This is a genomic window from Peteryoungia ipomoeae (genome assembly GCF_004912165.1).
GTDB classification, from domain to species: domain Bacteria; phylum Pseudomonadota; class Alphaproteobacteria; order Rhizobiales; family Rhizobiaceae; genus Allorhizobium; species Allorhizobium ipomoeae.
The window spans coordinates 478,547-501,025 of record NZ_STGV01000002.1 but is presented as its reverse complement, the minus strand read 5'-3'; the positions used below and the strand labels follow the sequence as shown (position 1 = coordinate 501,025).

Annotated in this window: 24 protein-coding genes and 1 tRNA gene; 8 read left to right on the top strand and 17 right to left on the bottom strand. The window is 58.1% G+C overall.

Annotation, left to right across the window (positions count from 1 at the left end; translation table 11 throughout):
• The 7 genes from FAA97_RS08900 to FAA97_RS08870 all read right to left on the bottom strand — a co-directional run bounded on the left by FAA97_RS08900 (position 1) and on the right by FAA97_RS08870 (position 6,918).
• Positions 1 to 1,491, bottom strand: a complete 1,491-nt coding sequence (locus tag FAA97_RS08900; RefSeq protein ID WP_136598170.1) for a TadA family conjugal transfer-associated ATPase — start codon at positions 1,489 to 1,491, stop codon at positions 1 to 3.
• Between the two features lie 25 nt (positions 1,492 to 1,516).
• Positions 1,517 to 2,806: a CpaE/TadZ family protein gene (locus FAA97_RS08895; protein ID WP_136598169.1), complete on the bottom strand. Its 1,290-nt coding sequence runs from the start codon at positions 2,804 to 2,806 to the stop codon at positions 1,517 to 1,519.
• A 31-nt stretch (positions 2,807 to 2,837) separates the two neighbouring features.
• Positions 2,838 to 3,563, bottom strand: coding sequence for a CpaD family pilus assembly protein (locus tag FAA97_RS08890; RefSeq protein WP_136598168.1), 726 nt, complete (start codon positions 3,561 to 3,563; stop codon positions 2,838 to 2,840).
• A gap of 13 nt (positions 3,564 to 3,576) precedes the next feature.
• Positions 3,577 to 5,142, bottom strand: coding sequence for a type II and III secretion system protein family protein (locus FAA97_RS08885; RefSeq protein ID WP_136598167.1), 1,566 nt, complete (start codon positions 5,140 to 5,142; stop codon positions 3,577 to 3,579).
• A gap of 14 nt (positions 5,143 to 5,156) precedes the next feature.
• On the bottom strand, positions 5,157 to 5,969 hold the full coding sequence (gene cpaB / locus FAA97_RS08880) for a Flp pilus assembly protein CpaB (protein WP_136598166.1): 813 nt from the start codon (positions 5,967 to 5,969) through the stop codon (positions 5,157 to 5,159).
• A gap of 113 nt (positions 5,970 to 6,082) precedes the next feature.
• Positions 6,083 to 6,595 carry an A24 family peptidase gene (locus FAA97_RS08875; protein WP_136598165.1) on the bottom strand — a complete coding sequence of 171 codons (513 nt, stop codon included), beginning with the start codon at positions 6,593 to 6,595 and terminating at the stop codon, positions 6,083 to 6,085.
• 143 nt (positions 6,596 to 6,738) lie between these two features.
• Positions 6,739 to 6,918 (bottom strand): Flp family type IVb pilin, encoded by a 180-nt coding sequence (locus FAA97_RS08870; protein ID WP_136598164.1) that lies wholly within the window; start codon positions 6,916 to 6,918, stop codon positions 6,739 to 6,741.
• 537 nt (positions 6,919 to 7,455) lie between these two features.
• Here FAA97_RS08870 and FAA97_RS08865 point away from each other — a divergent pair.
• The 7 genes from FAA97_RS08865 (at position 7,456) to FAA97_RS08835 (ending at position 12,821) form a co-directional block, all read left to right on the top strand.
• Positions 7,456 to 7,812 (top strand): pilus assembly protein N-terminal domain-containing protein, encoded by a 357-nt coding sequence (locus FAA97_RS08865; protein WP_246041396.1) that lies wholly within the window; start codon positions 7,456 to 7,458, stop codon positions 7,810 to 7,812.
• A 110-nt stretch (positions 7,813 to 7,922) separates the two neighbouring features.
• The gene (locus tag FAA97_RS08860) at positions 7,923 to 8,555 is read left to right on the top strand and encodes a TadE/TadG family type IV pilus assembly protein (RefSeq protein WP_136598162.1); all 633 of its coding nucleotides are present in this window, start codon (positions 7,923 to 7,925) and stop codon (positions 8,553 to 8,555) included.
• Positions 8,555 to 9,175 (top strand): TadE/TadG family type IV pilus assembly protein, encoded by a 621-nt coding sequence (locus FAA97_RS08855; protein ID WP_246041376.1) that lies wholly within the window; start codon positions 8,555 to 8,557, stop codon positions 9,173 to 9,175. The genes FAA97_RS08860 and FAA97_RS08855 overlap by 1 nt, the downstream gene beginning before the upstream one ends.
• An 82-nt stretch (positions 9,176 to 9,257) precedes the next feature.
• Positions 9,258 to 10,478: a phosphopentomutase gene (locus FAA97_RS08850; protein ID WP_136598161.1), complete on the top strand. Its 1,221-nt coding sequence runs from the start codon at positions 9,258 to 9,260 to the stop codon at positions 10,476 to 10,478.
• Positions 10,475 to 11,443: an adenosine deaminase gene (locus FAA97_RS08845; RefSeq protein WP_136598160.1), complete on the top strand. Its 969-nt coding sequence runs from the start codon at positions 10,475 to 10,477 to the stop codon at positions 11,441 to 11,443. Before FAA97_RS08850 ends, FAA97_RS08845 begins: the two co-directional genes overlap by 4 nt.
• 106 nt (positions 11,444 to 11,549) lie before the next feature.
• Positions 11,550 to 12,179, top strand: coding sequence for a uracil phosphoribosyltransferase (gene upp, locus FAA97_RS08840; protein ID WP_136598159.1), 630 nt, complete (start codon positions 11,550 to 11,552; stop codon positions 12,177 to 12,179).
• 126 nt (positions 12,180 to 12,305) lie between these two features.
• A complete protein-coding gene (locus FAA97_RS08835; protein WP_136598158.1) occupies positions 12,306 to 12,821 on the top strand; it encodes a TIGR02281 family clan AA aspartic protease in 516 nt (171 codons plus the stop codon).
• A 7-nt stretch (positions 12,822 to 12,828) separates the two neighbouring features.
• Here the strand turns inward: FAA97_RS08835 and deoA are convergent, their stop codons facing one another.
• From deoA to FAA97_RS08785, 10 genes are all read right to left on the bottom strand, one after another.
• On the bottom strand, positions 12,829 to 14,145 hold the full coding sequence (gene deoA / locus FAA97_RS08830) for a thymidine phosphorylase (protein WP_136598157.1): 1,317 nt from the start codon (positions 14,143 to 14,145) through the stop codon (positions 12,829 to 12,831).
• 4 nt (positions 14,146 to 14,149) lie between these two features.
• Positions 14,150 to 14,920 (bottom strand): deoxyribose-phosphate aldolase, encoded by a 771-nt coding sequence (gene deoC, locus FAA97_RS08825; protein ID WP_136598156.1) that lies wholly within the window; start codon positions 14,918 to 14,920, stop codon positions 14,150 to 14,152.
• Positions 14,913 to 15,719 (bottom strand): purine-nucleoside phosphorylase, encoded by an 807-nt coding sequence (locus FAA97_RS08820; RefSeq protein WP_136598155.1) that lies wholly within the window; start codon positions 15,717 to 15,719, stop codon positions 14,913 to 14,915. Before FAA97_RS08820 ends, deoC begins: the two co-directional genes overlap by 8 nt.
• Positions 15,716 to 16,108 (bottom strand): cytidine deaminase, encoded by a 393-nt coding sequence (locus FAA97_RS08815; RefSeq protein ID WP_136598154.1) that lies wholly within the window; start codon positions 16,106 to 16,108, stop codon positions 15,716 to 15,718. The genes FAA97_RS08820 and FAA97_RS08815 overlap by 4 nt, the downstream gene beginning before the upstream one ends.
• A gap of 3 nt (positions 16,109 to 16,111) precedes the next feature.
• Entirely contained in the window at positions 16,112 to 17,083 is a 972-nt protein-coding gene (locus FAA97_RS08810) for an ABC transporter permease (RefSeq protein ID WP_136598153.1), read from the bottom strand.
• 10 nt (positions 17,084 to 17,093) lie between these two features.
• On the bottom strand, positions 17,094 to 18,197 hold the full coding sequence (locus tag FAA97_RS08805; RefSeq protein WP_136598152.1) for an ABC transporter permease: 1,104 nt from the start codon (positions 18,195 to 18,197) through the stop codon (positions 17,094 to 17,096).
• A gap of 7 nt (positions 18,198 to 18,204) precedes the next feature.
• Positions 18,205 to 19,725 (bottom strand): ABC transporter ATP-binding protein, encoded by a 1,521-nt coding sequence (locus FAA97_RS08800; protein WP_136598151.1) that lies wholly within the window; start codon positions 19,723 to 19,725, stop codon positions 18,205 to 18,207.
• A gap of 67 nt (positions 19,726 to 19,792) precedes the next feature.
• The gene (locus FAA97_RS08795; protein ID WP_136598150.1) at positions 19,793 to 20,785 is read right to left on the bottom strand and encodes a BMP family lipoprotein; all 993 of its coding nucleotides are present in this window, start codon (positions 20,783 to 20,785) and stop codon (positions 19,793 to 19,795) included.
• Between the two features lie 256 nt (positions 20,786 to 21,041).
• Positions 21,042 to 21,701, bottom strand: a complete 660-nt coding sequence (gene msrA / locus FAA97_RS08790) for a peptide-methionine (S)-S-oxide reductase MsrA (RefSeq protein ID WP_136598149.1) — start codon at positions 21,699 to 21,701, stop codon at positions 21,042 to 21,044.
• A 137-nt stretch (positions 21,702 to 21,838) separates the two neighbouring features.
• On the bottom strand, positions 21,839 to 22,159 hold the full coding sequence (locus FAA97_RS08785) for a hypothetical protein (RefSeq protein ID WP_136598148.1): 321 nt from the start codon (positions 22,157 to 22,159) through the stop codon (positions 21,839 to 21,841).
• A gap of 177 nt (positions 22,160 to 22,336) precedes the next feature.
• Between FAA97_RS08785 and FAA97_RS08780 the strand changes: the two genes are divergently transcribed.
• A tRNA-Ser gene (locus FAA97_RS08780) sits at positions 22,337 to 22,426 on the top strand.
• Positions 22,427 to 22,479 lie beyond the last annotated feature (53 nt).

Genomic DNA, 22,479 nt, shown 5'->3' with positions numbered 1-22,479 from the left:
TCAAACTCCCTTGGACTTCTGTTCCATTGAATCGAGGGCCGCGGCGAGGCGGCGTTCCTCGTTGTAGTAGCGCGCGCGATCCCAGAAATGCGGTTTGCCGATCCCGGTCGACACATGGCGTCCGATAATACGGCCGCTCGCGTCTTCGCCTTCCATTTCGTAGCGGACAAGGTCTTGGGTGATGATCACGTCACCCTCCATGCCGAGCACCTCGGTGATGTGAGTGATGCGACGCGAACCGTCGCGCAGGCGTGCGGCCTGAATAATGACGTCGATCGAACCCGAGATGATTTCGCGCACCGTTTTGGCCGGCAGCGAGAAGCCGCCCATGGCAATCATCGATTCCATACGGTTCAGGCATTCGCGCGGTGTGTTGGCGTGGATCGTGCCCATCGAGCCGTCGTGGCCCGTGTTCATCGCCTGCAAGAGGTCGAAGACCTCCGGTCCGCGCACTTCACCGACGATGATGCGTTCAGGACGCATACGAAGGCAGTTCTTGACGAGGTCACGCATGGTGATCTCGCCTTCGCCTTCAATGTTGGGAGGGCGGGTTTCGAGGCGAACCACATGCGGCTGCTGCAGCTGCAGTTCGGCCGTGTCTTCGCAGGTGATGACGCGTTCGTCTGCATCGATATAGCCGGTTAGGCAGTTGAGCAGCGTTGTCTTACCGGAACCTGTACCGCCAGAAATGACGACGTTGCATCGGACGCGTCCGATGATCTGAAGAACCTCGGCGCCTTCCGGCGTGATCGCACCGAACTTCACCAACTGGTCAAGTTTGAGCTTGTCCTTCTTGAACTTACGGATCGTGAGTGCCGGTCCATCGATGGCAAGGGGAGGCGCAATGACGTTGACACGCGAACCGTCGGGCAAGCGTGCGTCGCAGATCGGGGAGGATTCATCGACTCGTCGGCCGACCTGGCTGACGATGCGCTGGCAGATCGAAAGAAGCTGGGCGTTGTCGCGAAAGCGGATTTCCGATTCGATCGTCTTGCCGGAGACTTCGATAAAGGTCTGACCAGCGCCGTTGACCATGATGTCGGCGATGTCGTCGCGGGCAAGCAACGGCTCCAGCGGACCGTAACCGAGAACGTCGTTGCAGATATCTTCGAGCAGCTCTTCCTGCTCGGAGATCGACATCGCGAAGTTCTTGATCGTGATAATGTCGTTGACGATATCACGGATTTCTTCGCGTGCGCTCTCACCGTCCAGTTTCGCGAGCTGCGAAAGATCGATCGTGTCGATCAGCGCGGAAAAGACCTGGCTCTTGGTGTCGTAATATTCGTCCGTGCGCTGCGGCTTTTTGCGCTGCGGCGTCTGCATTGGCGGAGATGCAACCTGCTGGCGTGCGCTTGCCTCCGGGCTGCCGGGTTCAAGCGGCGCACTGCTGCTGGGGCGAGGTGCGGGTGCTGCGGGCGCAGCCTGCGGCGGCATCGTGCCGACGCCTGATCCGCCTTTGCCGAAACCCTCGTTTCCGCGTTTGCCAAACATGAGCTTTACCCGTTTCTACCAACTGTTATTTCTTGCGAAGCTTTTCGATCAGAGAGCCTAGGCCCGCCTTCTTCGGCTTCTTGATGGTCGCGCGCCCCGTCACCAGATGCGCAATCTGCGAAAAGGTCTCGGCGGTCGGTGATTTCGCATCCATTTCCGAAATCATGCGGCCGCTATTGGAGGCTGTCCCGAACAGCTGTGCGTCGAATGGAATGATTGCGACCGGCTGCATTTCCAGCGGCTCGAAGAAATCATTGGGCGCAATCTCGGGCCGTTTCGGCATGCCGACCTGGTTGAGGATCAGATGCGGAGCCTTGTCGTTGGGCCGCATCTTCTTCAGCGCGTCCAGCATGTTTTTCATGTTGCGCAGATTGGCGAGATCCGGAGCGCAGGTGATGACGATTTCGTCGACATCCGCGAGAACGGCACGCGTCCAGTCAGCCCAGGTGTGAGGAAGATCAAGCACAGTGACCGGAGCCGTTCGTTGCAGCAGATCCATGATCGGCTGGAACGCACCGCGCTCGTAGTCATAGCCCCGATCGAGCATCGACGGAGCGGCAAGCAGCGAAAGGTTCTGACCGCATGTCGTCAAGAGCCGATCGAGGAAGACTTCGTCCAGACGCTCTGGCGTGAAAACCGCTTCGGCGATGCCCTGGGCCGGATCCTGGTCAAAGTCGATATTCGCGGTTCCGAACGGCAGATCGAGATCGGCCAGCACTGTTTCAGTCGAAAACAGAGAGGAAATGCCAAATGCGCAGTTATGCGCGATCGTGGAAGAACCCACGCCACCCTTGGCCCCGATAAAGGCAATCGTCCGGCCAAGCGGCTCTGAATCCGGATCGACGAAAATGGAGGCAATTGCCGCCATGACATCGGCCATCGTAAACGGCGCCACGATGTATTCGGATATGCCGTTGCGCATCAGCTCGCGATAGAGTGCAATGTCATTATAGCGGCCAACGATAATCACCCGTGTGCTCGGATCGCAAACCTCCGCCAGCGGCGCGAGTTCGTTAAGGAGCTCCCGGGGGCCTGCATCAGTTTCGATGATCACCAGGTTGGGCGTTGGCGTTGAGCTGAACATGCTGGCGGCGGCGGCGATATTGCCATGGGTAATCTTGAGGCTTACCCGGCCCATGCGCCGGTCGACGGCGCATTGGTCCATGATCCGGTGGAAACCATCGCTGATGCAAAACGCATGCACCGAGATTCGCGGCAGCGGACGCAAGGCCTCGACATCACCCGTATGGGCGCCGTCATGCTGGTCTCGGTTCGACCTAGACCCTGTGTCAAATTCGTAATCGATCGCACTCATGATCTTACTCCTGTCCCCGGCAAGGCATGCATCAATCTGTCGCCGTGTCGCTGCCCTTGCGGTACAGTCCGATGACGGTGGAACGGCGAGCCGCATCGATCGGCGCTGCCGCGCGTGGCGTCACGAGGTCCATCGGGTTGGCAATTTGCGCTGCAAGGTTGCTCTGGGTTGCGCAGCCGAAATTGTGGTAGTTGCGGTTGCTGTAGGTGTTGTCCTGGAGGTCTTCAGGCCATTCGCCGCAGGGATTTGTCATGGCGGTGATCGCAACATAGCTCAGGCGAACTGGTGCTGTGGCGCCTGTATTCCCCGCGTTGTAGGAGGTTTCGATAATCTGGTTTGGCGCGACCCCGCGTGTCGTGAGGACCGTGCGGATCTGCTTGCGAACGGCGTTGGCTGCGCCCGAGTTTGGCGAACCATGCGGCAGCTGGACCTGAATGGTTCCCTTCGAAGCTGCCAGATAGTCCGCGGCAAAGCCCGCGATCGAATCCTGCACTCCGACCGTTAGCGCGCGATCGCCAGATGCCACGGGAACGTCCAGGGTATGCTCAACCTCGCTCAGCATGATCGGATGCCGGCTGCGATAGTCATCCGAGACTGCCGAGGTCGACATCTTGTCCTTGTTGAGATTGCCGCAACCGGTAACGATCAGCGGCGCGCCAAGGGCAAGTGCGCCAAGGAGCAGGGCATTGAGAGGGCGACGTGCGGATGCCATGGTCGGTTGGCTTTCTGTCTTGATATGTCTGGTCTGAAACGTCATTGCCGATCCCCGATCACTTGTAGATGAAGCCGACGGCGCCGTGGTATTGGCCCACCGGAGCTTCAGCTTCGCGGCGGCCGTAGACCTTGTTCACCTTGTTGAGGAAGAAAGTGGCGCCATCGTTTTCCGGGCTGAAATTGTCATCCGGGCGGGACAAAGCATCGCGTGCCACTGGCCGAACGAGGTAGGGGGTGGCAATGATCACAAGTTCGGTTTCATTGCGCTGGAAGTCCTTGCTGCGGAACAATGTGCCGAGCACGGGTACCTTGGAGAGACCTGGAAGGCCCGACATGGCCTGGCGGATATTGTCCTGGACAAGACCCGCGATCACGATCGAACCACCCGATGGCAGTTCTACAGTTGTGGAAGCCTCACGTTTGCGGATCGAGAGGAAGGTCGAACCGGGCAGGCTGTAATTCGTCGTCCGTGTTCCGAGGAAGGTGTTGCCGGTAACCTGCGACCCTTCCCAGGTCGGCTCGGAAACATTGGTTTCGATCTTCAGGCTGATGCGGCCAGGAGCGAGCACGACCGGACGGAAGTTGAGTTCGATCCCGTAATCAACGCTGTTGATCGTGCGCTCGATTCCTTCTTCGGTAACCTCCTGCTGGCCGGCCAGCCGAAATTCGCCACCGACATAGAATTTCGCCGCTTCGCCGGAGATGGCGGTGAGGCTCGGTTCTGCAAGCGTCCGCATGACGCCTGCCTGTTCCATGGCGTTGATGTAAGCGTTAACCCCGACGCCACCCAGGCCTGCGCTAATGGTCGCCGTTCCGGTCGGATCGATGGCGTTGCCAAGGTTTGAAGGGTTCGCGTAGCTGATGCCCGTCGAGCCATCCGAGACACTGCCGGAAAAACCAAGCTGCTTGAGAACCTGACGGCTGACTTCAGCCACGGTCACCTTCAAGGTCACCTGGTCTTCGCCTTCGATGGTCAAAAGGTTGACGATTTGCGATGTTTGGCGTTGTTCGGCATAAATCGCAACCGCCCCATCACCGCTGCTCTCGCTTGTCGCGGTAGTATTTCGGGTGGTCGCTTCACCGCCTTTCAAAAATGCTTCGGCAAGGCTGGCAGCACGGGCCGCATCCTGAGGTGTACGCACGGTGCCGGTCAGCACGATGTTGTCGGATACGATCTCTACCTTGATGTCGGATTCAGGGATGAAGCGCTTGAGATTGGTCTCAAGCCCGGCGATATCCCGTTCGATTTCAATGTCGAGACTGACGATCTCCTCACCGTTGGCGCCAAAGATGAAGATATTGGTCTGGCCCACCATCTTTCCGAAGAGATAGATGCGGCGTGACGAGCGGGTCACTGCATCCGCCATCACTGGATCTGCCACGAGGATGTCATGCGCATCCTTCGGAAGATCGACCACCAGCGCCTTGTTCAATCCAAGTTTTACGGTCCGTCTTGCGCCGGGTCCGAAATTGTTGATCCGCAGCACGCTTTGCTGCGCGGCCTCGACGTTTGGCAGATCGAAAAAGGTCTGCGTCACGGGATTGGCAACGCCGCTAAAGGCAACGGCAAATGCAAGTCCGCCGGTGAGGGATCTGCGAATTCTGGTGATCGACTTGGTCACGGTTGCGTCCCCACTCACTGCGCGCTGCTGCTGCTGCTGGTGGCCGAAGAATTGACCACCGAGCCTGATTTAATCACTTGAATAGTCGGTTGGCCGTCGCCACCACTCAGAAGGTAGTCCGCCGCCGTTGTATCTTCTTCCTGGGCGTCGGCGATCGAACGCAGGGCAAGGGACAGCCTGTCGGCCATCTGCTGGGCAACACTGATCACCTTGGTCTGATCCGGCGTGAGTTCCAGCGTCGCCGTGGTGCCAACCACCGCACGGGAGCCATCAGGCGCTTCCTCGATCTGCTGGTCAATGGCGAGAACACGGACGTTCGACAATACCGTTTCCGTGAGGAAAGCGTCCGTATCACCCTTGCGGACCATGATCACGTCGACACGGTCATTCGGCAAGATAAAGCCGCCGGCACCCGTGGCGACGGAAATCTCCGTTGCGACAGCCCGCTTGCCCGATGGCAATAGCGCGGAGAGAATGCGTGAAGAGGAGTCTGCAATCTTTTCGCGGCGAAGCGGCTCGCCCTCGAAGAGCGGCAAGCGCACGACCGAGCCCGAGAGTTCGGTCACGGCATCGGGTCGGACAGAGGCGGTGATGAAGCCGTCAACAATACTCGATTGCGGCCACGCCATCCACCGCATCGAACTTTCATCAAGCCGTGATCCAACCGGCAGGTTCTTCGCCGTTACCAGAACATCGACAGTGGGTTCGTGTTCAACCGTCGCTTCCTGGACGACTGCAGAACTGCCGCTGAGACGCATTGCAAGGAAACCAGCCGTTCCGGCGGCCACAATGGCGACTGCAAGTATAATGAGGCGGGCGGGTTGCATGATCAATCCTCGGGCGACGCAGTGAATTCTGTCGCCCAGATTGATCAGGAATTGGTATACTTATAGTTAATGCACTGCTTACAATTGTGGTTAATGGAGGGTTTATTGGGCGCTCAGGCGCCAAGGCCCTTGATTGCGGCAACAACGATTGGTGCTTGCGGATATGTCATAAGGCCTGCCGCTCCGATGGCGATGCCATAGGGCACTTTGTTTGCAGACATCAGGGCCCTGGGCAATGGAACCCCGATGATAGCAAACTTCTCCCAGTTGGCGCGCAGCAAAATGATGAAGATTGTCAGAATGCCGCCAAAGAAAGCCGTAACTACAAGAAACTCAAAAAGTGCATGATTGAAACCGAACCATAGCGCAGTGGCAGTCAGGAGTTTGGCATCGCCGCCGCCCATAACATTGATGGCGAAGAGGGCGAAACAGGCGAAGAAGACTATTGCCGCCGCGGCGAGATTCCAGCCGAATTCTGCGAGGGACAATCCAGTGAAGGGGGCAGCAAAGAGGAAACTGACGATCATCAAAACCGGAATCGCGTTTGGGATCTTCATCTCCAGGAAGTCGGTAAGCGCAGCCAAAACCAACGCTATTGGTAATACCAGTAAAACTGCTGTGGACATGAAGTGACCCTCGAATTGATCAATCAAAGTGGCATGCAGTCATTTCGAAAATACGAACGATTGTCTGCTTTGCCAAAAAAAACCGCCCTTTCGGGCGGTTTTATTGACGCATGGTGTCCACTCGGCGACACAAGCCGGTCACATCAGCTCTTGGCAGCTGCGTTGAGGTGTGTGGACACGTTTTTGAACTGGTTGTTCAGAGCGCCGCCGAGGGTCGTTGCGCCAGCGATCAGGGCAACAGAGATGAGGGCGGCGATCAGGCCGTATTCGATAGCGGTTGCGCCAGACTCGTCCTTAACGAAACGTGCAAAAATCTTGGTCATGGTATTCTCCTACTCGCGTGGTTGTTCAGCACTGCCGGCAACTGTTCCCGTTGCTCGGATGACTGCAAGCTAACCGCCAGCCTATTGCTATCGACTTAAGAAAAACGGTTACCGATATCTGAAGCCAGATTCCGCGTTGAGTTGGTAAACGAAGCTTTGCGAAAAAGCATGGAATCCAAGACTTTTCCGTTGAAAAGAAAGGGAGATTCCGATCAACCTTCCGGGCTGCAGGTTCGCTTCCTGGCCTGAACGGGTTGCCCATATGTACCCGCCAACTCTCCGAAGGGAAGCCCTCACTCCTGACTGTGGAGCGAAACGATACAAATGCGGGGAGCTGTGCCGGTCCGGAAGCTTCAAAATATCTTTGCCGGCGGATCTGGTGTCTCAGGGATCAAAATTCTCACCGTGCGCCAATTAAGTCTTCATTCACCTAAACCCGCCATCTTGGCTGCAAAGCCTCTCATACGCGCGGATTCCAAGATGTCTGTAAATTATCGTCGTACAATGGTCGTGTCTGCTGTGACTGCCTTGGCCACCATGTTCGCTTTGCTTGCAAATGCAGTGCGTGCTCAGGACAGTGATATCCTGCGTGTCTATATGAACAGCGCCCGTATCTTGAAACTGGACCGTCCTGTGAGCAAGGTTATCATCGGCAATTCCGAAGTGGCCGATGCCACGGTTGCTGACGCCAAGACGATTGTACTGACCGGGCGCTCCTATGGCTCGACGAATATCGTGCTTCTCGATGCAGATGGTAATGCCCTTCTGGATGAGCGGATCATCGTATCCATTGACGAATCCAGCACCGTCAGGATGTTCAAATCGACAGCGCGGACCGTGCTCTCCTGTACGCCCAATTGCGAACAGCATACCCAGGGCGGTGCAAATCCCTGAAACGATCACAGCCTCAGTTTCGGACACATAGAAAAATGTAAATATCAGAGAAACGGAAAATCAATACTTGACGCCTAACCTCACGGACAGTGTCGTTTAGGGTTTTAAGTATGAGCAGCGTGGCGAATGGACCGAAGAGCACGCGTTTGCCAGAGCGTAATTTAAAACGTTCTTGGCGCCGTTTCTCTCGATCGACAGATGGTGCGGCGGCGATAGAATTCGCGATCCTCTCGGTTCCCTATTTTATTATTATCTTTGCAATTTTAGAGACATTTGTTGCCTTTGCCGCAGAGCAACTCGTAACCAATGCCGTCAATACGCTTGGGCGGCAACTCCGCACCGGGCAAATCAGCGGCACATTGGGGCACCCCAACTACAAGACCGAGGCCCAGTTCCGCCAGCTTTTCTGCGATGAAATAAGCATCATAATAAAATGCTCGTCCGCCGAGCTTACTTCCAAGAATAGCAAGTTGATCATTGATGCCCGCAGTTTTGCGTCGTTTGGGCAGGTGCCTACCAGTATTCCAAGGACGTCGTCGGACGCTTTTGCGGACATTGACACGGGCAGTATGAAATACGCTCCCGGTGGCCCTGAATCCATCAATGTTCTGCGCGCATATTACCGATGGCAAGTCATAACAGATCTAGTCCGGCCCTATATCACAAACATACGGCCAAATGGCTCAATGCCGACAGATTTCCTGATTGTTGCGACGACCACATTTAAGAGCGAGAAATATTAGTGACCTGGGTTCTCAAGTATTTCAAGGAGTCCTCGGAGCGTCGACACGGACCGTCAGCAAAACGGTCGGCCCGTCGTCTGCTCGGTAAAATCTACACAAATACCGACGGCGTTGGGGCGGTGGAATTTGCGCTGATCGCGCCGATGCTGCTTGTTGTCTATCTGATGGCGTTCGAGTTGACTGTCGGTCTGAGCATTTCCAAAAAAGTGTCGATGGCTGGCAGTACGATCGGGGATCTCATTTCCCGCGAAGAAAAACTGAACAAGGAGTTCCTCGCCACGTCGACGGACGTTTCCAAGGCAATGTTTGTCCCTTACCCGTCCAAGAACCTTGCCATCAAGGTTACGGGCATCAAGGTAAATGACAAAAAAGAGGCAACCGTTGTCTGGTCTTGGTCATCTGTCGGAGGCGTGCCTTACACAGCAGGCACCACGCCGATTGTGCCGTCTGAGTTCCGTACTCCGGATGTCTTCCTCGTGCGTACCGAACTGAGTGTAACGCACGAGCTGCTTATGTGGCTGCCTGGCCTATCCGGAAGTTCGACCAAAACCCTCACGATGGGGCGTGAGTTCTTCTTCCGGCAGCGTCTCAGCAGGGATATTGTTTGTACGGACTGCTGACCCTTAGGTTTGCAAAGCCCATCTCCAGGCGCTAAAGATCAGGACTTTCGCCACTATCTCGGTGGCTTGGGGTCCAGGGTAGATGGCACGCGCATTTCTGTTTGTTCTTGACTCCTTTGGCATAGGAGGGGCACCCGATGCCTCCTCCTATGGTGATGACGGCTCCAACACGCTTGGCCACATTGCCGAGTTTTGCGCCGCTGGCGCTGGCGACCGCAAAGGCCTTCGACGCGGCCCCCTCTTTCTTCCCAACATGTCTGCACTTGGTCTGCTGGAGGCAGCCCAGCTTGCAACGGGATCGCGGCCTCCCGGGATGCCAGTGCCCGAGCGGGTCTTCGGGCTGCATGGTGCCGCAAGCGAGGTTTCCAAGGGCAAGGATACCCCGTCCGGCCACTGGGAGATCGCTGCAACGCCCGTCATGTTCGACTGGGGACACTTCGCTCAAGGTGATGAGGCGTTTCCAGCTGATCTTGTCGAGGCAATCTGCCGCGAGGCGGACCTGCCCGGCATCCTCGGCAATTGCCACGCTTCCGGCACCGACGTCCTCCTCCGCTTTGGCGAGGAGCACATCCAGACTGGCAAGCCTATCTGCTACACCTCCACCGATTCTGTCTTTCAGATCGCTGCGCATGAGAGGCACTTCGGCCTGGAGCGTTTGCTGGCGCTTTGCGAGACAGTCCGCAAACTGCTCGATCCGCTAAATATCGGTCGTGTCATCGCCAGGCCCTTTGTAGGCGAGACAGCCCAGACCTTCGAGCGCACGGGCAATCGCCGCGACTATTCGGTCCTGCCGCCGGAGCCGACACTTCTTGATCGCCTGGTTGACGCAGGCAGCAAGGTTCATGCGGTGGGAAAGATCGCAGATATCTTCGCACATCAAGGCATCAGCCGTATCGTTAAGGCCAACGGCAACATGGCGCTTATGGATGCGACCTTGAAAGCCATCGATGAAGCGGAAGATGGAGATCTCGTCTTTACCAATTTTGTCGATTTCGACATGCTCTACGGTCACCGCCGCGATGTGGCGGGCTATGCCGCGGCCCTGGAGGCCTTTGACCGCAGGCTGCCAGAGGTTCATCGCAAGATGCGGCCAGGAGATCTGGTGTTGATGACGGCAGACCACGGCTGTGATCCAACCTGGCGGGGTACCGACCACACCCGTGAGAGAGTGCCCATCATGTGCTTTGGCCCCGGAATTCGGTCTCGGAATATCGGGGTTCGCAACACCTATGCCGATATCGGCGAAACAATAGCGGCCCATCTCGGCATTGCGCCGGGCCGTCACGGACGGAGCTTTCTGTGAAGACGGATTTCAAGAAGGTCGAATTGCATTGCCATATCGAGGGGGCCGCGCCACCGGCGCTCGCTCTGGCGCAAGCGGCACGGTACGGGGTCGACCCTGCAAGCTTCATGGCTGACGGCCGATATGCCTGGCGCGATTTCGCCGAATTTATCGCCGTCTACGACAAGGTTGCCGCCCTCTTCCGGACGGAGGAGGACTATGCGCTTTTGACCGAGAGCTATTTGTTGGAACTGGCCAGCGTCGGCACGATCTATAGCGAGCTCATCGTTTCGCCCGATCACGGTGACCGGATTGGCCTTGGGGCAGATGGCTACATTGCCGGCATCTCGGACGGCATCCGCTCTGCAAAGGAAAAAACCGGGATCGAAGCGCGGATCATCGTCACCGGTGAGCGGCATTTCGGTGCCGATAGCGTCATTGCCGCAGCTGAATATGCCGCGCGCAGTGGCAATCCTTTGGTCACCGGCTTCAACATGGCTGGCGAAGAGCGTATGGGCCGCGTTGCCGACTACGCACGCGCCTTCGATATTGCCCGGGAAGCGGGCCTCGGGCTCACCATCCATGCCGGCGAAGTCTGCGGCGCTTTTTCGGTCGCGGATGCGCTTGATCTCGTGCGCCCCAGCCGTATCGGACATGGAGTGCGCGCGATTGAGGATGCGGATCTCGTTCGTCGACTCGTCGACCTCGGGACTGTGCTGGAAGTCTGCCCTGGCTCAAACATCGCGCTGTCCGTCTATCCCGACTTCGAAAGCCATCCACTGCGCCAGCTTTTTGATGCTGGCGTTCGCGTCTGCATCAACTCCGATGACCCACCTTTCTTCGATACCTCGCTGGAGCGCGAGTATCACCTTGCCTCCACGGTGTTCGGCTTTTCGGATGCCGAGGTCGACGCAATGACGAGAACCGCTCTGGAGGCGGCTTTCGTTGATGAGGAAACTCGAGCCGGGCTCTTGGCGCAACTTTGACGGGGCCTGTTGAAGATATCGCTCAAAGTCACCATCACCCTTGCGAGCGACTTAGAGAACGTGAAAATAGCGGAACCCGAAGACAAGAAGAAAAGAAGGTGTGCCCATGGACGGCGTAACAGTCATCGATCATCCCCTCGTGCAGCACAAGCTCACGATCATGCGCCGGAAGGAGACGTCGACTTCGAGTTTCCGTCGTCTTCTCCGAGAGATCTCGACGCTGCTCTGCTATGAGGTTACGCGCGATCTTGAACTGACGATGGAAACCATCGAAACGCCCCTGACGGAGATGCAGTCTCCAATCCTGGAGGGAAAGAAGCTGGTGTTCGCGTCGATCCTGCGCGCCGGCAACGGTCTGCTGGAAGGCATGCTGGAACTGGTGCCGGCTGCCCGCGTCGCACATGTCGGCGTCTACCGAGATCATGAAACACTGCAGGCAGTCGAATACTATTTCAAGGCACCTGAAGCGCTTGCCGAGCGGCTGATCATCGTCGTTGATCCCATGCTTGCCACCGGCAATTCATCGATCGCTGCGATCGAAAAACTGAAGGAACGCGGCGCAAAGAACATTCGCTTCCTTTGCCTTCTGGCAGCCCCCGAAGGTATCAGGAATTTTCAGGAAGCTCATCCTGACGTGCCGATTTTCACGGCTTCGATTGACAGCCATCTCAACGAGAAGGGCTATATCATGCCCGGTCTCGGCGACGCGGGCGACCGCATGTACGGCACGAAGTGATTCCTTAACCAGATCGCAAGCTTTGGAGGCTCGAAACTCAGGTTTCGAGCCTTATTGCTGCGCGCGTTAGTCAATTGGTGATGCTCAGATGAAAGCGTGAGCGAGACCTTAGCTAGCGGAGCGCCGATGTTCGCACGGACCCTGTTCACTGTTCTCTTGCTGACACTGTCAGCCACCCAGTGGCCGACCCTGGCGACGCGTGTCCACGACATGCTGGACAAAGGCGATGTCGGCGTGGATGAAAGGGGCCAGCTGGCGTCAGCGTCGGCGGGTGGGCAGACAGTGCTCGCCATGGGTAAGAACGGCCATTACAACGGAACCTTCCGAATGAATGGCAAGGCGGTGGACGCCATGGTCGACACCGGAGCCTCGCTCATCGCCATAAATGTCTCAACAGCCCGGCGTCTCGGCTTCCCACCCTCCAGCCTGGACTTCAAGCACAGCGCTGAAACCGCAAATGGCCGCATCAAGGCGGCTCATGTCGTGCTCGAGCGGGTGGAAATCGGTAGCGTTCGCGTGCGGGATGTCGATGCCTTCGTCCTTGAGGACGCAGCACTATCCTCGACCCTTGTGGGGATGAGCTTTCTGAGCAAGCTTAAGTCATATACCGCCGACAAGCGCTCTCTCCGGCTTGTTCAGTAAGCGGAAGTCAGTCAGCCCCAATGCGCAGCCCGATCGTTGCCGGGAGCGATGGCGCATCAGGCGCGATCGTGTAGCAGGCTTGCACCGTTTTTGCCGCCGCCTTCGCACTTGTCTCGTCATTTGCATGCACGAAGGCAATCGGATCACCACGCCCAAGCTTCGTTCCAAGAGGCACAAAGCCCGAAAGGCCAACGCTGTGGTCGATTGCGTCACTCGGCTTTGTCCGCCCGCCACCGAGTCCTACCACGCAAAGGCCAAGGCCACGTGTGTCGCAGCCGCTGAGATAGCCGTCTGCTTCCGCCAGAATGGGAATGGTCCACGAGGCCTGCGGCAGGTAGGTTTTTGACTTCTCTACAAAGTCGGCTGGCCCGCCCAGGTCTTTTACCATGCGCCCGAAGATTTCGGCTGCACGACCGGCTGCAAGCACCTGTGTCGCGGCTTCCATCGCCATGGAAAGCTCGCTCTCGACACCTGCACTAACCAGCATCTCGGCCGCCAGTGCCAGCGTCACCTCCTCAAGGCGTGTGCCTGTCTTCTCGCCTTTCAGGAAGTCGACGGCGTTCTGCACTTCGATGGAGTTTCCAGCACAGTCGGCCAGCGGTTGGTTCATGTCGGTCAAGAGAGCTGTGGTCTTGACCCCGGCGCCATTAGCAACTCGAACCAGAGAGCGCGCAAGAGACTCTGCGTCCTCTGCCCGCGCCATAAACGCGCCATTGCCGACCTTCACGTCCAGAACCAGACTTTGAAGACCCGCCGCGAGCTTTTTCGACAGGATGGAGGCCGTAATCAGTGGAATGGATTCGACAGTCGCGGTCACATCACGGATTGCGTAAAGCCGTTTGTCGGCAGGGGCGAGGTCGCCGGTCTGACCGATGATAGCGCAGCCTGAACTGTCGACCGTCTGCCGGAATGTCGCATTGTCGGGCATGACGTTGTATCCGGGGATGGACTGCAGCTTGTCGAGCGTGCCGCCGGTATGCCCGAGCCCACGACCTGAAATCATGGGGACGGCAAGGCCGCAAGCTGCGACAATCGGAGCCAGCATCAGCGAGACATTGTCACCCACGCCACCGGTCGAATGTTTGTCAGCAATCGGCTTTCCAACCCCATGCCAGGAGAGCACATCGCCAGAATCGCGCATGGCAAGGGTCAGGGCCACGATCTCATCCGCAGACATGCCCTGAAAAAACACCGCCATGGCAAAGGCTGCAACCTGGCCCTCGGAGATCGTTTCCGCCGAAAGGCCTTCGATGAAGGCGCGGATTTCTGTCTCGGCTAAGTGGCCGCCGTCGCGTTTCCGCCGGATGATCTCCTGTGGCAGCATTTCCTCAATATCCTGATGCGGTAGCGACCGGATCCTCGCCTGAAAGCACGGCGAGAATGTCGTCCAGAAGGCCCGACGCGCCGAAACGGAAAGTGGGTGGCATGACCCAGTCTTCGCCCATGATGGTATCGGCAAGTCTCAAATAAAGACCGGCATCTGCAACGGAAGATATACCGCCGGCTGGCTTGAAGCCAACCTTCTTCCGGCTGTCCCGGATCGACTGCAGCATGATGTCGGCAGCCTCAAGCGTCGCATTCAACGAGACTTTGCCGGTGGACGTCTTGATAAAATCGGCACCGGCGGCGATCGATAGATCGGCGGCCCGGCGGATGAGTGCCTTGTCCTTGAGCTCGCCCGTTTCGAGAATGGTCTTCAGGATTGCCGGACCGCAGGCCGCCTTGACCGCTGTGACCATGTCCGTCACAGCCTGTTCGTCACCTGCAGCCAGCGCGCGGTAGGGGATGACCAGATCGATATCATCCGCACCGTCGGCAACTGCATCACGCGTTTCCGCGAGCACATCCTCAATCGTCATCTCGCCGGACGGGAAATTGACCACAGTCGCGATCCGGATCGGGCTTGCATGCACAAGAAGGTCACGCGCCTGCATGACAAAGCGTGGCCAAATACAAACCGCAGCGGTAGGGCCAAACGGCGTCTGCGCCCTTTGGCAAAGGGTAACGATCTGCTCCGGAGTGCAGTCGTCCTTGAGGTTTGTCAGATCGAGAAGTGAAAGAGCCTTTGTCGCAATCGTCCGGGCTTCTTGATTATCCAATGGTATCTCCTCCGCCGATCATCCGCTTGAGGATGGCCGCAAGACGTTCGCCGCCAATAGGCGCCATGTCCTTTGTTTCCTGATGGCTGAGTTCGCCGCTTGTCATTCCGGCCCCATAATTGGTGATTACCGACGCTGCGGCAACCCTTAGGCCAAAGAAGCGGGCGAGAATGACCTCCGGTACCGTGGACATGCCAACAGCGTCCGCGCCAAGGATGCGGGCCATGCGGATTTCCGCCGGCGTCTCGAAACTCGGCCCCGAAAACCACATATAGACGCCGCTTGCCAGCGGAACGCCTTCTGCAAGCGCGGCACCCTGCATCGCGGCAGACAGGCCGGCATCATAGGCAGATGTCATCCCGACAAATCGTCCGTCGCTGTCCTCGCCGATGAGAGGGTTTTTACCGGAAAAGTTGATGTGGTCGGTGATCTGCATGACGCTGCCGGGTGGCATATCCTCGCGCAAGGAGCCCGCAGCATTGGTCAGGATGAGGGACTTGACGCCAAGGCCCATCAGGACCTCGATAGGCTTGCGCATCGCATTGGGGTCGCCGTGCTCATAATAGTGCATACGACCCGCCAGCATGATCACCGCCGTCCGGCCAAGATAACCGGCGACCAATTCCCCTGCGTGGCCCGAAACGCCGCTGACCGGAAAGCCGGGCAACTCAGAATAAGGAATGCGGATTGCATCTCGCACCTCCTCGACCAAAGATCCGAGACCCGAGCCGAGAACGATGCCATAGCGCGGCATCAATCCGTTCAGCCGTTCAACAAGAAGGTCAACCGCGGCCTTCATCCGATGACATCCGTTTTGAAGCTGAGCGGCAGGAGTTCGTCCATGGTCATGGTCTTTTGCACGCCCACTTCGTCGCAGAGATAGATCTTCGTGTCGGCCGAAGCGAATTCCGAGATCTTCTGACGGCAGCCGCCACAGGGCGGGCAGAGTGCCAGCTTTTCAGCGATCACCGCCATTTCGACAATCCTTTTGCCGCCGCCCATGATCATGCAGCCGATGGCTGTCGGCTCTGCACACCACCCCTGGGGAAAGGACAGGTTCTCGATGTTCGCGCCGGTATAGATCCGCCCGTCGTCGGCGCGGATGGCGGCACCGACCGGGAACTTGGAGTAGGGGGCATGCGCAAAGGCCATAGCGCCGCGCGCTGCCTCGAAGAGATCATGCGCCATAGATCAACGCTCCTTGGTATAGGCGACACCACCGGCCTTGGGCGGGTTGGCGGCACCGATGAAGCCTGCAAGCAGGATGCAGGTCAGGATATAGGGCAAAGCCTGGAAGATCTGCACCGGGATCTCGCCGATGCCGGGGATGGCCTTGCCCTGCATGAAGTTGGCAAGCGCATCGAGGAAGCCGAACAGCAGGCAGGCGAACATGACAGGCACGGGCTTCCACTTTGCGAAGATGAGGGCAGCAAGCGCGATAAAGCCTTTGCCGGCCGACATGTCCTTGATAAAGGCCGCAGATTGCGCGATCGCAAGATAGGTGCCGGCGATGCCGCAGAGCAGCCCTGCAACAAGCACGGCGCGGTAGCGCAGGAATGTCACTGAAATGCCGGCGGTATCGACCGCACCTGGGTTCTCGCCCACGGCGCGCAATCTCAGGCCGAAACGCGTGCGGTAAAGCACCCACCAGGAGATCGGCACGGCGAGGAAGGCCATGTAGGTCAGCAAGTTGTTGCCTGAGATGACATTCGCATAGAGCGGCCCAATGAAGGGAACGTCGCGGATCGCATCGACGCCTGGCAGTATGATCGGTGCAAAACGCCCATCGCCCGATACCTGCGGCGTTCGCCCGCCCTGACCGAACCAGGCCTGGCCCAGCACCACGGTCAGGCCTGCCGCGACGAAGTTGAGCGCCACGCCCGAGATGATCTGGTTGCCGCGATTGGTGATCGAGGCAAAGCCATGGATCAACGAAAACACCAGAGAGACGCCGATGCCGGAGAAAAGCCCGAGCCAGGCAGAGCCCGTCAAATAGGCGACGCAAGCGGAAGCAAAGGCGGCTGCCAGCATCTTACCCTCAAGGCCGATATCGAACACGCCGGCGCGTTCGGAATAGAGGCCGGCAAGGGCCGCCAGAATCAGCGGGATCGACAGACGGATGGTCGAGCCCAGGATGCTGATCAGCATGTCGAATGAATCCATGATCTCGTCCTCAGGCCTTCGTCAGTGTCTGGTAGATGCGCACGACCATCGGCCGGCACATGAATTCGAGTGCGCCCGCAAACAGGATCACCAGACCCTGGATCACGACGATCATTTCGCGGGTTATGTTCGGCATGTCGAAGGATAGCCAGGCGCCGCCCTGGTAGAGAATCCCGAAGAGGATGGCGGCCAGTACGATGCCAAGCGGATGATTGCGCCCCATCAGCGAGACCGCGATGCCGACGAAGCCGGCGCCCGCCACAAATTCCACCTGCAGGCGGGCCGAGGCACCAAGGACCGGATTGAGAGCCATCATGCCGGCGAGTCCACCGGAGATCAGCATGGTGATCATTACGATTTTTACATAGGGAATCCCGGCATAAGCGGCAGCCGAGCGGCTGATGCCGAGCGTGCGCATTTCATAACCGAGCCTGGTCCGCCAGATCAGCACCCAGACAAGCACACACATGACGAGTGCGATGATGAAGGAGACGTTGAAGGGGGCGGGACCAAGCTTGCCGCCAAACAGCGCAATGAGCCAGTCGAGCTTGGGCAATTGCCCACCCTCGAGAAAGGTGCGGGTTTCAGGCGCCATCTTGCCAGGCACGATCAACACGTTGACCAGCAGATAGACCATCAGCGCTGCGCCGATGAAATTGAACATGATGGTGGTGATAACGATGTGGCTGCCACGCTTGGCCTGCAGCCAGGCGGGAATGAAAGCCCATGCCGCGCCGAAAATAGCCGCAGCCAAGATCGCAAAGGGCATGGTTAAATACCAGGGCAGGTAGTGGTCCAATGCCAGGGCTGCGAGTGCGGCCCCCAGCCCGCCAACATAGGCCTGACCTTCCGAGCCGATGTTGAACAGGCCGGCATGGTACGCGACAGCGACAGAAAGGCCGGTGAAAATGAAGTTGGTGGCATAAAACAGGGTGAAGCCAATGCCCTCGCCGCTCCCCAGAGCGCCCTCAAGCATCAGCTTCAGCGCATCCCAGGGGCTTTCGCCGATGATCCAGATAACGAGGCCGGAAACGAGAAAGGCAAGCGTGAGGTTAATCAGCGGCAGCAGCGCGTAATTGATCCAATTGGGCAGGGGTACGGATGCGGTGCTCATCAAATCCTCAAGCAGCAATGCCGGCCATCATCAGGCCGAGTGTCTGTTCGCCCGTATCAGGCGTCTTTTCGCCGACGACCTTGCCGGCGAACATCACCAGAATGCGGTCGGAGAGCGAACGGATCTCGTCGAGTTCGACGGAGACGAGCAGCACGGCCTTGCCGGCATCGCGCGTTTCTACGATCCGCTTGTGAATGAATTCGATCGCCCCGATGTCCACACCGCGTGTCGGCTGCCCAACGACCAGGAGCTTCGGGTCGCGTTCGATTTCGCGCGCAACGACGATCTTCTGTTGGTTGCCGCCGGAAAAATTGGCCGTCTTGAGCCGCGGGTTCGGCGGCCGGATATCATACTTCTCAATCTGTGCCTCCGCCCCCTTGCGGATGAGTTCGGGATCGAGAAATGGGCTGCGACCGTAGCGCTCGTCGCGGTGATAGCCCAGAATTGCGTTCTGGCTCTCCTCAAAGGGCAGAACAAGACCCATGTGGTGTCGGTCCTCGGGAATATGGGCAACGCCGATGCCACGCAGTTCCGCCGGGTCGAGACCGGCGACATTCCTGCCCCCAATCCAGATTTCGCCTGACGCGGGTTTTCGAATTCCGGTAATCGCCTCAAGCAGCTCGCTCTGGCCGTTTCCGGCGACCCCGGCTATCCCGACGATCTCGCCAGCGCGAACGTCGAACGAGACGTTATCGACCATGACGACGCCTCTGTTGTCCTTGACGGTCAGATTGCGGACGGACAAAAATACCTCGCCCGGATTGGCGGGCTTCTTTTCCACGTGCAGGAGAACACGGCGCCCGACCATCAGTTCGGCGAGTTCTTCCACCGTGGTCTCGGCTGTCTTGCGGGTTGCAACGATTTCGCCGCGACGCATGACCGAGACTGTGTCGGTGATGGCCATGATTTCGCGCAGCTTGTGAGTAATCAGGATAACCGTTTTGCCTTCATCGCGCAGCACGCCGAGGATCTTGAAAAGGTGATCGGCTTCCGCCGGCGTCAGCACGCCGGTTGGCTCATCGAGGATAAGTATCTCGGCGCCGCGATAGAGAGCTTTCAGGATTTCGACGCGCTGTTGCAGTCCGACGGGCAGTTCCTCGATGATCGCATCGGGATCGATGTCCAGTTCGTAGTCGTCTTCGAGTTTCTTCAGCGCCGTGCGTGCGGCATCCGTTCCCTTGCCGAGCAGGGTGCCGCCTTCGGCGCCGAGCATCAGGTTTTCCAGCACGGAGAAGTTCTCAACCAGCATGAAGTGCTGGTGCACCATGCCGATGCCGGCATTGATGGCAGTCTGGCTATCCTTGATAGCAATCGGCTGGCCGCCAATCTCAATGGATCCCTGGTCGGCCTGATAGAAGCCGTAGAGGATCGACATCAGCGTCGATTTGCCGGCGCCGTTTTCCCCGATGATGCCATGGATCGAGCCTTTGGCGACCGTCAGGTTGATATTCTTGTTGGCGTGCACTGCACCGAACTTCTTGTCGATGCCGATCAGTTCGATCGCGGGTGCCTGGCTCGCTGGGTTCATTCCGGTCCCTCAAGACATAAAAAAGGCGCAGGACGACAAGACTGCCATCCTGCGCCCGGATTTCAAATCACTTCGGGCAGGAGTTGTCCGACATATAGTCGTGCACCTTGACGGTGCCGGCGATAATGTCAGCTTTTGCCTTTTCAACAGCGGCCTTCATGTCGTCGTTGATCAGCTTGGCATTATTGTCGTCCAGCGCATATGCCACGCCATCTTCGGCAACGCCAAGCGTCTGTAGGCCAGGTGTGAACTTGTCGTTCTTGGAGTCTGCAAAAGCGTTGTAGACTGCAAGATCAACGCGCTTCACCATCGAGGTGAGAACCGAACCCGGATGCAGGTGGTTCTGGTTGGAGTCGACGCCGATGGAGAACTTGCCGTTGTCGGCTGCCGTTTGCAGTACGCCGAGGCCGGTTGCACCCGCTGCCGCGTAAACAACATCCGCACCCTGGTCGATCTGGTTCTTGGTGAGTTCGCCACCCCGGACAGGGTCGTTCCAGGCTGCACCCGTCGTGCCGGTCATGTTCTGGAACACTTCGATATCAGCCTTGGCTGCGCGGGCACCCTGCTCGTAGCCGCAGGCGAACTTGCGGATCAGCGGAATGTCCATGCCGCCGACGAAGCCAACCTTGCCGCTCTTGGAGGCGAGACCGGCAAGCATGCCGACCAGATAGGAGCCTTCATGCTCCTTATAAACCACGGAGCGAACATTCGGCTTCTCGACAACGGAATCGACGATGACGAACTGGGTGTCCGGAAATTCTTCCGCAACCTTTTCGACAGCCGACGACCAGGCAAACGAGATTGCAACAACGGGGTTGAAGCCGCGCGAGGCGAAGTTACGGATTGCCTGTTCACCCTGAGTGTCGCTGGTGGGCTCGAAGTCACGGTATTCGATACCGGTCTCCGCCTTGAACTGTTCGGCGCCACCATAGGCCGCCTCGTTGAACGACTTGTCGAACTTGCCGCCTGTGCCATAAACCAGCGCCGGCTTCACGTCGGCCGCAAGCGCGGTCGCCGACATCGCGGCCAAGGCAAAGAGACTGAGGAGGGATTTCTTCATGATGCAGCCCTGTTGTTGCTATTGATCTTGCTGGGTCCTCCCGCAAGCCTCCTCGAAACGAGAAGACATGTCTGCGGAACCGCCGCCTCCTTTCCGGAGGTCCTGGCTGGCTTGCATCCTTGCATGGCTGGTACAAAAATTCACCAGATTTTTTTCATCTGGTAAAGATTCACAGCAAGCCGGATCCTTCGGCGCCAGACGCCGAAAATCTAATCAGATCAACGGGCTTTTATGCCCGCGCTTTGGGCATATGCTCTTAAGCTGCGGGCTCGATCGGGCAGGAGACGCCCGTGCCCCTCAGGCCGCAATATCCATTCGGGTTCTTGGCCAGATATTGCTGGTGATAGTCCTCGGCAAAGTAGAAAGGGCCTGCAGGTGCGATTTCCGTGGTCACACGTCCCCCACGCCCGGCCTCGGCCAGCGCCGCCTGGAACCGGTCCCTGATTGCCTGTGCGATCAACAGATCCTCGTCATCTTCCACATAGATCGCCGAGCGATAGGTGGTGCCGATGTCATTTCCCTGTCGCATGCCCTGCGTCGGATCATGGGCTTCGAAAAAGATCTTCAGGAGTGCTTCAAGCGATGTGATTGATGGGTCATAGACCACCTTCACAACTTCCGTGTGTCCGGTGAGGCCGGTGACCGTTTCCTGGTAGGTAGGGTTGAGCGTGAAGCCACCTTGGTATCCTGCGGCCGTCACGTAAACGCCGGGTGTCTGCCAGAGCAGGCGCTCCGCCCCCCAGAAGCAGCCCATCCCGAGATAGACTGTCTTGAACCCCGCGGGGTAGGGGCCTTTGAGCGGGCGATCGGAAACGAAATGGCTATAGGCGGTCGGGAGCGGCTCCGGTCGACCCGGCAGAGCCGTCTCTGCAGTTGGCATCACAGTCTTCTTGTTGAACATGTCGATCAGATACATATGCGATCTCCCGGCCACCAATGGCGTGCTTGCGTAGACTACAATGTGGTGACCCGGAGGCGTTCAGGCAAGATGCTGCCCTTGACCTCGCCATTGTCAGGTCGACAGGAAGTATTCGATCCGAAGCCGCATTGGCCTCAAGCCGCAAATCGCCCGGCGGGTGAGGGGCGCTTATAGCCGATGGCCCACAAGAGAAGTGAAAGGGCCAGAAAGATCACGAATGCCGGCTGTGGCAGGATGCTGTTTTGAAAGGCAATCCAGGATGCGGCCCCAAGCTGGGTCTCAACGATGCTCTGAAAAGCGGGAAGCGATTGCGGCGACACATCCTGCCATGCGGCTGCAAGCGGGGTGAGAACGACGCGCGACGCGGAAACCGAGGCGATTGAATCGACTGTGGCTGCCACGACACCCATGCAAAGTGCTGCGAAACTCGAGACCCTGAACAAGAGTCGAACCATGATGAACTCCATTTGTCACACGCCCGTCGCCGCCTCAGGTCGTGTGCTCATTTCAATGCGATGTAGAGAATTGTTCTTCAATGTCAAAATTATGATAGATTTAGGTTGATCGCTCGGAAATCCTCGGTATATATCCCGCCCGACCGACACGGTGGCTTTCCTCCGTGATGCTCCCCTGGACAGGTGGCCGAGTGGTTTAAGGCGCACGCCTGGAACGCGTGTGTGCGTGAAAGCGTACCGTGGGTTCGAATCCCACCCTGTCCGCCACTTCCCATGATGCGAATGCTGCAATCTGCTTCTGGACCTCAACAGTCCGCTTG